We start from the raw sequence: 11,973 nt of genomic DNA, 5'->3' as shown, positions 1-11,973 counted from the left end.
GGTGACGATATGAACTTTAATAAACGACTTATTATCCAGTTTATCATGCAACACGTATTTGTTTTAGTTACATTACTGATTGCTGTAGTAGCTGCATTCACTTATTTAATTTTTCTTGTTACGAGTACTTCATACGAACCGAACATTCCAGATGCTGATAATTTTATGATTGCAAGATATATCTCCTCAGAAGATGGCAATATTTCGTTGAAAGCTGAAGTAAAAGACTTAATTAAAGAGAAAAATGATTGGATTCAAGTTGTAGAGGAAAACGGAAAAGTTCTCTATCACTTTAATACACCAAGTGACGTGCCAACATCTTATACGAAAGTATCATTATTCTCATATATACAGAATCACATAGAAAGCCCTTATACATTTACATATTGGGAAATTGAATTAGAAGAAAAGAACGTACTTGTTATTTATGGCAGTACGTTAAAAAGCAATGTATTACTGAAAACGATACAAAAAGAGCACCCTTCTGTATCTACGGATACGTTCACATTAACAGAAGAAGAACAACAGTTACTTTCTAAAGAAAAAGCAACACTTCAAATCTTTAATCGTGATGGCGAAGAAGTATTCTCCTATCCAGATGGAAAGAAAAAACCGTTTTCTGTCATACAAACTGCTCTTAGCGAAAAGGAACCGTGGAATCATAAAGAAAACACGTCTAGCTTTTACGACACAGATAGCAATCATCTTCTTGTTGTAACTGCCAAAAATGAGTACTACTACCCAGATGATGAAATAGACGATGTATTTACTAAAAAGTTTCTAATCGGATGCGGATTAATCCTTCTTATCGTATTTGTTTATCTAGTCATTCTTTCTATTTGGTACGGTAATAAATTTGGAAAACCGTTATTACATGCGATGCGCTGGCTTAAAAATATAGCTGGTGGAAAGTACGAAGAGCCTGTTAGTAAAAAAGGGAAAACTGTCAGATTCCGGCGATCTGGTAAAGAGAAATGGTCGTTCCGCTTATTTAGTGATGTTACAAATTCACTAGAGCACCTTTCTATTACACTCAAAAAAAATGATGCAATGAGGCAAGTACTGCAGCAAACACGTGAAGAATGGATTACCGGTCTCACACACGATTTAAAAACACCACTTAGCTCTATATATGGCTACGCATTATTACTAGAATCACAGCAGTATAACTGGACTGATCGTGACATTCAACAATTCGGCAGCGTTATGAAAGAGAAATCTCAATATATGACGACATTAATTGATGACTTAAGCTTAACGTATCAATTAAAAAATAACAGTCTTCCTGCGCAGCACGTAAACATTGAAATGAATCAATTCGTCCAAAAAGTATTATTACAATTTATTAATAATCCGACACTTCAAAATCAAAATATTGAATTCGTACCAAGCTCAAACAAAATTCAATATTTTATTGAAGAAAAATGGTTCCAGCGTATTATCGAAAACTTACTCGTAAACGCTGTAAAGCATAATAATGAAACGACAAATGTCATCGTAAAGCTTTCCCAAAACGCTACTTCATTCACACTCTCTATTTCAGATAACGGAAAAGGAATGGATGACAAAACGAAAGAACTTCTATTTGAGCGATATTACAGAGGAACAAATACAGAAGAAAGCAACATCGGAACTGGACTTGGCCTCGCTATTACGAAACAGCTCGTTCATGCTCATAACGGAGCAATTTCTATTGATAGCGAACTTGGAAAAGGAACGACGATTATACTTGTGTTCCCGTTTCATTCGTAGAAAAGGCGCTATGTGGCGTCTTTTCTTATTGGGGAGTTTGATGGCAAATGAAATTATATCGATTTACCGACAATAACAATCCTTTCTCCTTACCATACAAAATAACCTTTCACAGCTCACTATGAAAGGTTATCTCCATATTTTAGCTATTTCCCTACTAACACAAACACATTCTCATCAGGTGCTTCCATTACCGCAACGTGTCCTGATTCTGTTGGAAATGGTGCGCGAATCCATTTAACATCTTTATTATCTTTTAAACTTTCATACGTTTGTTGCACATCTTCTACTAATACTTCGACTTCCATAAAATGAATATCCGGATGATTACTTATTACTAACTCCGAACTTTTCTCATCTGGAAACTTCAATCCTATTAACGTCCAAATAACCCCTTCTTCTAATTCTCTTTCTATAACCCAGTTTTGCTTCATTCCCATTTCTTTATAAAAAGAAACTGATTTTTCTATATCCTTTGTATGTATAGATACACATTCTAATTTTTTGAACATCTTCCCATTTCCCCTTTATAAAAAAGCGAACCATCTCCCAATGATTCGCTCTTATCCTATTACTTCTTCTTCACCGGTATCCAAAGTTCAATTTGAGCGAACTCGCTTTTATCTGCATGGGAACGCTCATCGTATAGTTCAAATTCATTAACGCCGCAATGTTCGTATCCTGAATGCGGGAACCATTCTGAGAATACTGCATTCCACGTTTGGTGAATAGACGCTACCATTTCTTCATGAGGAACTTTCGGCGTTGTAAATACAGCATACGTCGCTGCTGGGAAAGTACGCTTCGCAACTTCATTTGGTACATTTTCAAAACCTGTAACTTCCATTCCGATAATATAAGTGAAGTCCCCTGTTTCTAAATTAAAATCAGTACATAATCCAAGCTCTACCCATTGGCTCGTATCTTTACGATTCGGAATCGTTGTTCCAAGATCTTTTTGTAAATATTCTTGCCAAAATGCTGGGATGTCTTGATGGTTTTTCCCTTCTTTACTTGTCGTCTTCAGTTCATAACCCGCCATTAAAAATTCTGGTTTATTTACAATACGATATTCCATTTGTATGCCTCCTAAATACGGATTTAATTTTCTTTGCTTTACATTTACACTGTAATACATCGGCGTTTCAATTTCTTGTTTTCGATATTCACTCGGTGTCATTTGAAATATTTTTTTAAAGGCTCTCGTGAACGTTTCGTGAGATTGAAAGCCATGCTCAAATGCGATATCAATAACTTTTTCATCCGTATGAGAAAGTTGATAAGCTGCCCGGGCTAACCTCCTCTTTCGAACATACTCCATTACTGTATCACCTACTAACGCCTGAAATACACGATGAAAATGCGACTCAGAAAAACCTGCAATACGTGCTAAATTACGCAGCGTCTGTTTTTCCATGACATCTTCTTCAATATAATCAATTGACCTTTGAATTTGTGTTTCATAGCTTTCCATCTCTGTTCACCCGCCTTATATGTATTATGATAAAAGAGAATCCTATCCAATTCTTGACGTTTTTTACTATAATTTCAAAAACAAATGTAACTTTTTTATATGTATTTCGTTGTTATGTATGAAGGGAGGGAAATGTAGTGAAACGCAAACAATCATTAGAAGAAATTTACTCCGAACATATGCAAACTTTATTTCGCTATCTTCTCTCCCTAACCGGAGATTCCCACTACGCGGAAGATCTCATGCAAGAAACATTTTATCGAATGCTCGTCCATATTGACTATTATAAAGGAGAAGAAATTAGGCCGTGGTTATTTACGATTGCCTACAACGCCTTTATCGATTGGTATCGAAAAGAAAAAAGATATAAAACAACGACAGTTGAAGAGTTCCATTTACCGAACGTACCAAGTACAGAGCGCTCTTATTTCGTAAAACACGAGATTGCTAGTTGGTTAGACAGTTTATCTTCTCTTCCTCTTGAAAGACGAAATGTCCTGTTACTACGAGATTACTACGGATTCTCGTATAAGGAAATAGCCGAAATGACTGGTCTCTCACTAGCGAAAGTGAAAATTGAATTACACCGAGGACGAAAAGAAACGAAAAGCATAAAGGAGTGATAATAATGGGTTGTACAGAGTTTAAAAAACTATGGGAGAAATACGAAAACGGAACGCTCACGCATGATGAACAAGAAGAGTTAGAAAGTCATATTGAGACATGTGAAGAGTGTGAAGCTTACTTAGATGAGTTGCTTTCAAAAAGTGAACCAATAAAGAAAAGACTACCACCACAAAATTTGAAAGTCCCATTTTGGAAAATAAAATGGAAACAGCGTTGGCAAACCGTTAGTTTTGTCCTTGCTGTTTGTATTGCAATCTATTTTATTGGTCATTTTTCATCTTCCTTTTACTTCTATTCGAACGAAATGAAAAACTTAGGGAAAGTAGATGATATACCAGCACTCGCACTAGAAGCAACAATGCCAAATAGTTGTTCCGCTGGAGGAAGTACGAAGGTTAAACCCTTTTTCCGTACAGAAAATGAACTGAATTTATATAAAACGGTCGGCAAAAAAGAATTTCTAATCGGGACAGTAACAACGCGTAGTTTCTTATCATCTATAACTGCCAAAAATCCATCTTGGGAAAATAAACCCTATTCAAAAAAACTTTCCTTTGTTCATCCAAAAATCAAGGAAGAAGCTTCTTTGAAAGAATCATCTAAAAAAGTTTGGGATACACTTGGAAAGATACATGAGGGGACCGTTGCAGAAGTAGCGATATCTTTCGATAAAGCTTACACTTTACAAGAAGTCGAATCAATTCTATATAGCGCATTTGAAGCACAAGAAATGCCGCCGACTCCTTTATGGTACGCTTTAGACACAGGACAAGAGAGAATAGATGAGGAGGATTTCATCCTACATGGTGGAGAAATTATAGGATTTTCAGAACATATAAATCTCCCTGATAATGAAGCAATACGACCAAAGACAAAAGAAGATGAAGTAATCGAAATGATGCACATTCTTTCTACACATAAAGAAACTGTAAGTAAAACTACTCGAACTCCTGAAAAAGAGCTGAATTTAGATAAGCGCTATCAGTATGTAAAAGATAACGGCGTTAAAGTATACGGGATTGTCATTACTGGTCCATCGAAAGAGTTATTAAAATTACAAAACTCGTCGCACGTTCGTTATGCGACTCTTGGAGATATTGAGGTTTGGAATTGGTTTGATTATTAATGAGGAAAAGGAGAGCAAAGATATGCTCTCCTTTTTAATCCGAAATCACTTTCACATACATCCCTCTCACCGCTTTTTCATAAGCAATTTCACTCATCTGTCTTATGTTTTCTGATACGACAGACGATGAAACAACTTTACCTTCATGAAGTAACGGCGGATTAATGAGACGCACTTTATTTTTCTGATCCAAATCATAATCGTTTCTATCTTCTTTTACGTTTACATTCGGATGAATTTTTCTTAATAAAGCATGTACTTCTGAATCATTACATTGCTGCAATTTCGAAATAAGCTCATCATCTTCAAGAAGAAAGTCATCTGCATAAATAATCCTTTTATGAAGAGCTAGCTTTAGCGTTTTCGCTAACATGTCGTTTCCGTAAATATTCATTGGTTTCATAAAGAAATCAATTACTTCTTTGTAATACGTTTCTGTAAACCATTCTGCCATTCCGACACTTTGAAGAACCATTTTCCCATCTACAGCGATGACATCCTCTAAAAAGCTGTGAACTTCTTCTAAAGAAACATACCCATATGTATACATATCTCGTAATGTATAATCCACTCTGTCTGCACATAATTCTGGTGCTGACCTTTCAAGTAGCGTCCATTTCGAATCATCTAACAAAATATCTTCATAGTTATAACCATACTTTGAAAGGATCGCTGGAATTTCTGAGTTTTTCACGACAGAACTAAATATCTCTTCATGATAACTTTCCCCCTCATTATGAAAAACGTAATCAATCACGTGGGAAAAAGCGGTATGTGATACGTCATGCAGTAATCCTGCAATTTGTTCTTCTACTGAACCACCAAGTTTTTTAACCAACAACATAACACCAACTGAATGATCAAAGCGCGTTACATTCCAGTTCTCATTTATTAAGTAACTTGCGCCATTTTGATGAATACCTTTTAGTCTTTGCACAGGCTTGCTTAAAATTAATTCTTCTACTACTTGATCCACTTTAAACTCACCGTAAATAACATCTGATATAACCACTTATAATCCCCCCTTTATTTCAGCAGAGTCTTCTAATCGTACCTCTTTTATGAAATCGACATCAACAAAAATATTAAATCTAAATATTTTTATATAATTTTATAATTATTGTATATTATACATGTCTGTTATTTCTTTTAATTCATTTGAATTGCGAACATTACGTTAGAAATAGGAGCATACATATTCCAGCGAGAAAAATGATAATATTTCCAGTTTTATTCTTTTTTGATTTAATACAGGTATGGCCGTCAAGGAAAAGAGGGGAAACATGAAAAAGATTTTCTTCACCATTCTATTCATCATTATTGTATTAATTAGTTTAGGATATTGGAAGTTCTTTACTTTATCTGGGGTTTCAGGCGGTGAAAAAATTCAATCCATACACTCACCAGATAAAACGTATACTTTACATATATACAGGCATAATGGCGGCGCAACGACTAGCTTTGCTATAAGAGGAGAGCTTGTAGCAAATAATAAAAAATTTATGAACACGAAAAATATATACTGGAATTATCGTGAAGAAGATGCAACTGCACAGTGGTTAGACGATCATACAGTAATGATTAATAAACATAAATTACATGTAGAGACGGACACGTATGATTTTAGAAAAAATGAAAGAGAAAAGGACTGACTTTTATCAGTCCTTTTCTCTTTAGCCCGCTATTCAAACGTAACTTCCACCTGCACAATCTCAGATCTACTTCCAAGTCTAAGCGGTGGTCCCCAGAATCCGAAACCAGAAGAAACAATCGCGTGGAATGCACCTTTTTGTGCGTATCCCCAGTCTAGCTCGTACATTCTTCTCGTTACAATATGATTCGGCGCCATTTGTCCGCGGTGCGTGTGACCTGATAATAGTAAATCAACACCAGCATCCGCTGCTTGTTTCAACTCAAATGGTTGGTGATCCATTGCGATAACTGGCATAGATTTATCTACCGTACTCATTAGATTTTCAAAGCTTTGACGATCTCGCTCTGTTTTATCTCTTCTTCCAACGAGATAAAAATGATCTTCAATTGTAATCACTTCATCTAACAGAATACGAATATCAATCTTATCCATCTCTTGTAAAAATTCAGGAACCGCTCGTCCGTAATATTCGTGGTTTCCTAACACACCATATACGCCTAGTGGAGCTTTCATTTGTTTCATAATTGGTCCCATATTTTTTTGAATGAACACACCTGGATGATCATCGATAATATCACCTGGCAGTAAAATAATATCAGGCTCCATCTCATTTACATGACGGACAAGTCTTTTTAAATGCGAAACGCCAGATAATTTACCGAAATGCATATCAGAAGCCATCGCAATGCGTAAGCTTTTACGTCCCTCTACTTTTTTCGGGATGTGCACCTCGTACTTTCTAACTACTGGGCTATATGCGTTGAATACCCCATATGCAAAAATAAAGATAAATGCAAGTAACACGGCCGTTCCTGTCCAAATAATTGCCGCTTCTTTCTCCACTGAAAACTGTAAAAGAAAGACCGTAATATTTGCTAACGGCAACAGCATAAGCGCATATTGTATGACCGCAAACCAAATCGAACCTATCGTTCGTAGAAATGGCAAGAACTTAAACACTTGCACGAGAATGTACGCATATGAAATAAATCCGACTACGAAAGCGTAATATCCCCAAGATTCCCAGCCAAACACCGCATGAAGCCAAACCCAACCGTTCCAGCCGATGTATAACATGAGTAGTGTGTATACAATTAAAATAGTAAATATATTGAGATAACGAAAATTTTTCACTGATAGCCTCCTTATTGATTTCTTCTATTATATCTTGTTATGCACGTTTAACGTAAATATTAAGCACAGCAACCTTCACAATAAAAACCTCTAACTGCTAGATGCAAACCTAACAATTAGAGATGTAATTCAAAACAAAAGGCTATATAGAAGGAACTGTCATATGGTTTGAATACTTCAAAGAACACAAACCATTTTTCGCAGCGTTATTCAGAAGCAACAGCACATTATCATTTCAGAAAAAGTTCCTAACGTTCATCATGAGTGAACTAGAAAAAAATTAAACACAAATACATCCGTAAATAAAAAAATTGATAAGCTCATCGTTTTAAAATTTTTAGGAACAGCTTTCATGTGCATTTTGGAATCTTACGTATTGGATGAAATTGATAATGATGTTGAGTACGTTGCGACGCAGGTTGGAGAGTTGATGAGGAGGAATATATAACAATGCAAAAAGGAAGATTTGAAGTTCAAATCTTCCTTTTTTATTTATACAAAATCTAGTATACGTTTTCATTTATTTCTTCAACTTATCCGTCTTCGCAATAAATTGTGCTGCTTCCGCGCGGCTTACCACTTTATCTGGAGCCCAGCCATTATCTGTTCCATTTGAAATGTTTTCTTGGATTAAAATATTCGCATACTTCGCACCCCAATGATTGTTTAAATCAGCAAATTCTTTTGGTAGTTTAACATTTTCATTTCTTTCTAATTTATATGCATTTACTAGCATAGAAGCCATTGATGCACGATTAATTAACCCACTTGGATTAAAGTTGCCCTTCTCATCACCTTTTACAATACCTGCTTTTTCAACAGCGGCAATATATGGAGTTGCCCAGTGATTTTGTGCATCACGGAATGATGGCTTTGCATCTTGCTTAATTTCTAACCCTAAAACAGTTGCTAATATTTTCGCAGCTGAGCCACGATCGATATTTTCAGCCGGAGCAAATGTACCGTCTGGCTTACCGTGCACTGCTTCTTTATCAACTAAATATTGAACTGATTCTTGTGCCCAAGCTGGTACATCTGAGAATTTAGGCTTCTGTTCAATTGCACTTGCATCTATTTCAAACTGCAGTTGATATTTATGATCATATTTAATTGCTGGAATTAATATATGCATTTGCATATTATATTTTTTCGAGAACTCACCGATTTCAAATTGAACAACTTTCGTACCGTTATTCGCTTTATCTTCGGAGATTACTTTTACATCATGGAATGTCCCTAATTTATTTGGATCTTCTACTCTAAGGTACTGAAAATAACTACTATCTTGGACTGTTAACGTAACGATTTTTTTATCACCTTGAATGGTTACTTTTGGATTTTTTAAATATGTAGACGCAACTGATGTATCATTCGTTTGATCTTTATAAGTCTTTAAAATAACATCATATGTACCATCTGCAAGTTTACTAGCTGCCTTCATTTCAATCACATCTGCTTTTGCAATTGGTGCACTGAAACCACTTAGCGGAACTGCTAAAGTTGCTGCTATAACGAATGCATTAATATATTTTTTCTTAATCATTATCAATATGACATCTCCCTTTATATAAATATACCCAACATAACTATCATATTGATAATGATTATCAATGTCAAATAAAAAATATCATTTCCTGCACAAATACGCCTTTCGCTCATTTTTAAATAATAAATAATGCGCCGTATGAACTTTCCGTTCTAAATAATCGATAGAATACGAGCTTGATGGATCAACTAAATCCCCTATCGCACCTGAAAGATGATCAATGACTTGCTGCAGTATTTCTAAGTTTTTCTTCTCATTTTCAGAATTCATTTCATCCATAATGTCACAAATCAAGTATTGAACTCTCCGTAAACGTAATTCCTTTTTCTCCACGTATATCTCCTCCTTATTAGTCATATTACGGTTTAAATATATGGGGCTATAGCTTAACCAATTCTAAAAAATATAAAGGCAACCACCTTCATAAAGATGGTTGCCCCTATTTTTATAATTGCATCGCTTTCTCTTTTAACGCTCTTCTTAACAATTTACCCGTCGTATTCTTCGGCAATTCTGTTAAAAATTCGATACTCATTGGCACTTTATATTTTGCTAAATGTAACGTGCAATAATGCATCAGTTCTTCTTCTGTTACTTGAGCCTGTTTCAGAACGACGTACGCTCGTACTGCTTCTCCTAAGTTTTCATCAGGAACGCCAATTACAACAACTTCTGCTACAGATTCGTGTGTATATAATACTTCCTCTACTTCACGAGGGTATACGTTATAACCACCAACTAGGACGATATCCTTTTTACGATCAACGATATAGAAGTAACCTTCTTCATCCCTTTTCGCTAAGTCTCCTGTATACAGCCAGCCGTCTTTCAATGTCGCAGCTGTATCTTCTGGTGCGTTATAGTATCCTTTCATAACGTTAGGTCCGCGAACAATTAATTCACCGACTGCGCCAACAGGTACTTCTTCCCCAAGTTCGTTCACAATCTTGTTTTCCACATGCCAAATATTTGTACCAATTGATCCTGGTTTACGCGGACGATCTAGCGGGTTAAAACAAGTAACGGGTGATGCTTCTGATAAACCGTATCCTTCTGAAACAATAACGTCAAAACGTTTTTCAAAGTTTTGTAGAAGAGCAACAGGCATGGACGCACCACCTGAAATACAAAGACGAAGTGTCTTCACATCTTCTGCGCTTGCTTCTTCGAATAAATATAAGTAATTGTACATCGTCGGTACACCAGCAAAAATCGTTGGTTCGTACGTGCGACAAATACGGAATACTTCTTTCGGACTAAATTTCGGTAACATTAAAATAGTCGCCCCGTTCACAATCGGTGCATTTACCGCCACTGTTAAACAAAATACATGGAACATCGGCAGTGCTGCAACGACGCGGTCATCAGCCGTATATTGTAAATACGACGCCACATCGCTCGCATTACTATATAAATTTTTATGTGTTAACATAGCGCCTTTCGGTTTTCCAGTTGTGCCTGAAGTGTATAGAATAACCGCTACATCTTCTTCATCTAGCTCCGGGCCTTCGTAAGTTACATCTCCAGCCCCTACCATTCTCGTAAACGTTTTCATTTTTTCGGTTTCTGTATGGTTAAAATCTGATGAGGTTTCGCATATGATGATGTTTTCAAGTGAAGGAAGTCTTGTTGTAAGAGATTGTATAACAGGTAGAAGGACGTCGAGTACGATAATTGTTTTTACATCTCCATTTTGTAAAATGTAATGCATTTCGTCTGCTGTATAAATTGGATTAACTGGAATAACTGTTGCTCCAGCTTTCATTGTTCCATATAAACCGACCAAAAAATGTGGTGAGTTTCCAACAACTAATGCGACATTGTCCCCTTTTCCAATGCCCATTGCTGCTAAATTGCTAGAAAACCTTGTGACCATTTTGTTTAATTGGTCATACGAGACCGACTGATCCATAAATATATAAGCCGGTTTATCCCCCTTCTTTTTCGCCGTTTCAGCTAAAGATTGAACGAGATTCACAAAAACCCCACCTTTATAAAATTTAGAATATTTAAAAATTCTAAATTAATTATATTAAAAGAAAATTAAAGTAGCAAGTGATATTCCATTAATTGCATATACAACGACCACCTCCTACCGACTCCCTTTGGAATAATAAGGGAATTTTATTTATTAGCAAATGATGAAACAAAGGCTAAAATCATTTCAGGATAATATGCACTCATCTTTTCGCTAAGTTTTTCTAGTTCCTCTTTATTCAAGCTCGTATGCTCCCCATACAAGTTGAGTGCATCCGCTCCGTTTTCATGAAAAAACAATGTAACATATAACGTCGGTAACCCGGTATTGGCCTCATCTATCGACAAGACAAGATCTGGCGTTTTATTCATCGTACTAAAAGCTTCATTTCTTTTCCATTTCTTATTTTGAAACATAGTTTGTATATCATCTATCTTTCGTTTGTTATCCGTATGCGTAAAATATATGACATTATCCTTCGCAGGCTTTCCAATAGATAAAAGTGTGCGACTTGAGGACGTTTCATCGTTACAAGCTGTCATTCCAATAACGAAGCTGAACAATAATACAACGTACATTACCCTTTTCATTTCGATTCGCCTCCTTTTGAATATATATATTCCTTTATAAGGGGCAAATATCCTATGATTTTATGGTGAATGAAATTATATCGACTTACCGA

The 11,973-nt window shown here is 35.8% G+C and carries 12 protein-coding genes and 1 pseudogene; 5 read left to right on the top strand and 8 right to left on the bottom strand.

Annotation, left to right across the window (positions count from 1 at the left end):
- Nucleotides 1–9 precede the first annotated feature (9 nt).
- Nucleotides 10–1,752: a sensor histidine kinase gene (locus FS742_RS15540; RefSeq protein ID WP_144613430.1), complete on the top strand. Its 1,743-nt coding sequence runs from the start codon at nt 10–12 to the stop codon at nt 1,750–1,752.
- A gap of 146 nt (nt 1,753–1,898) precedes the next feature.
- Here the strand turns inward: FS742_RS15540 and FS742_RS15535 are convergent, their stop codons facing one another.
- Nucleotides 1,899–2,264 (bottom strand): VOC family protein, encoded by a 366-nt coding sequence (locus FS742_RS15535; protein WP_144613428.1) that lies wholly within the window; start codon nt 2,262–2,264, stop codon nt 1,899–1,901.
- A gap of 59 nt (nt 2,265–2,323) precedes the next feature.
- Nucleotides 2,324–3,226 (bottom strand): AraC family transcriptional regulator, encoded by a 903-nt coding sequence (locus FS742_RS15530; RefSeq protein WP_144613426.1) that lies wholly within the window; start codon nt 3,224–3,226, stop codon nt 2,324–2,326.
- Nucleotides 3,227–3,363: 137 nt separating this feature from the next.
- Here FS742_RS15530 and FS742_RS15525 point away from each other — a divergent pair, with 137 nt between their 5' ends.
- Nucleotides 3,364–3,849 carry an RNA polymerase sigma factor gene (locus FS742_RS15525; RefSeq protein WP_144613425.1) on the top strand — a complete coding sequence of 162 codons (486 nt, stop codon included), beginning with the start codon at nt 3,364–3,366 and terminating at the stop codon, nt 3,847–3,849.
- Nucleotides 3,850–3,854: 5 nt separating this feature from the next.
- Nucleotides 3,855–4,979, top strand: coding sequence for an anti-sigma factor (locus tag FS742_RS15520; protein ID WP_144613423.1), 1,125 nt, complete (start codon nt 3,855–3,857; stop codon nt 4,977–4,979).
- 34 nt (nt 4,980–5,013) lie between these two features.
- On the opposite strand, the gene FS742_RS15515 is transcribed toward FS742_RS15520, so the two are convergent.
- Entirely contained in the window at nt 5,014–5,991 is a 978-nt protein-coding gene (locus FS742_RS15515; protein ID WP_144613421.1) for an HD domain-containing protein, read from the bottom strand.
- Nucleotides 5,992–6,262: 271 nt separating this feature from the next.
- Here FS742_RS15515 and FS742_RS15510 point away from each other — a divergent pair, with 271 nt between their 5' ends.
- A complete protein-coding gene (locus tag FS742_RS15510) occupies nt 6,263–6,631 on the top strand; it encodes a DUF5412 family protein (RefSeq protein ID WP_144613420.1) in 369 nt (122 codons plus the stop codon).
- A gap of 29 nt (nt 6,632–6,660) precedes the next feature.
- Here the strand turns inward: FS742_RS15510 and FS742_RS15505 are convergent, their stop codons facing one another.
- The gene (locus FS742_RS15505; RefSeq protein ID WP_144613418.1) at nt 6,661–7,767 is read right to left on the bottom strand and encodes a metallophosphoesterase; all 1,107 of its coding nucleotides are present in this window, start codon (nt 7,765–7,767) and stop codon (nt 6,661–6,663) included.
- Between the two features lie 131 nt (nt 7,768–7,898).
- On the opposite strand from FS742_RS15505, the pseudogene FS742_RS15500 reads away from it, so the two are divergent.
- Nucleotides 7,899–8,215: pseudogene (locus tag FS742_RS15500) on the top strand (TetR-like C-terminal domain-containing protein); the annotation flags it as partial.
- Between the two features lie 72 nt (nt 8,216–8,287).
- Here FS742_RS15500 and FS742_RS15495 read toward each other — a convergent pair.
- The 4 genes from FS742_RS15495 to FS742_RS15480 all read right to left on the bottom strand — a co-directional run bounded on the left by FS742_RS15495 (nt 8,288) and on the right by FS742_RS15480 (nt 11,881).
- Nucleotides 8,288–9,310, bottom strand: a complete 1,023-nt coding sequence (locus FS742_RS15495; protein ID WP_144613895.1) for an S-layer homology domain-containing protein — start codon at nt 9,308–9,310, stop codon at nt 8,288–8,290.
- 84 nt (nt 9,311–9,394) lie between these two features.
- Nucleotides 9,395–9,646: a hypothetical protein gene (locus tag FS742_RS15490; protein WP_144613416.1), complete on the bottom strand. Its 252-nt coding sequence runs from the start codon at nt 9,644–9,646 to the stop codon at nt 9,395–9,397.
- Nucleotides 9,647–9,758: 112 nt separating this feature from the next.
- Nucleotides 9,759–11,291, bottom strand: a complete 1,533-nt coding sequence (locus FS742_RS15485; protein ID WP_144613414.1) for a fatty acid--CoA ligase family protein — start codon at nt 11,289–11,291, stop codon at nt 9,759–9,761.
- Between the two features lie 146 nt (nt 11,292–11,437).
- Nucleotides 11,438–11,881: a hypothetical protein gene (locus FS742_RS15480; protein WP_144613412.1), complete on the bottom strand. Its 444-nt coding sequence runs from the start codon at nt 11,879–11,881 to the stop codon at nt 11,438–11,440.
- Between the last annotated feature and the right edge of the window lie 92 nt (nt 11,882–11,973).

This window comes from Bacillus cereus, from assembly GCF_007678085.1.
In the GTDB taxonomy this organism is placed as follows: Bacteria; Bacillota; Bacilli; order Bacillales; family Bacillaceae_G; genus Bacillus_A; species Bacillus_A cereus_BE.
Note: the sequence above shows the minus strand (reverse complement) of the source record. Positions and strands in the feature narration are given on the sequence as shown.

Bases quoted from the DNA above. Each gene is read 5' to 3' on its own strand.
- FS742_RS15540 (WP_144613430.1), top strand. From the start codon at position 10: ATGAACTTTAATAAACGACTTATTATCCAGTTTATCATGCAACACGTA.
- FS742_RS15535 (WP_144613428.1), bottom strand. From the start codon at position 2,264: ATGTTCAAAAAATTAGAATGTGTATCTATACATACAAAGGATATAGAA.
- FS742_RS15530 (WP_144613426.1), bottom strand. From the start codon at position 3,226: ATGGAAAGCTATGAAACACAAATTCAAAGGTCAATTGATTATATTGAA.
- FS742_RS15520 (WP_144613423.1), top strand. From the start codon at position 3,855: ATGGGTTGTACAGAGTTTAAAAAACTATGGGAGAAATACGAAAACGGA.
- FS742_RS15510 (WP_144613420.1), top strand. From the start codon at position 6,263: ATGAAAAAGATTTTCTTCACCATTCTATTCATCATTATTGTATTAATT.
- FS742_RS15495 (WP_144613895.1), bottom strand. From the start codon at position 9,310: ATGATTAAGAAAAAATATATTAATGCATTCGTTATAGCAGCAACTTTA.
- FS742_RS15480 (WP_144613412.1), bottom strand. From the start codon at position 11,881: ATGAAAAGGGTAATGTACGTTGTATTATTGTTCAGCTTCGTTATTGGA.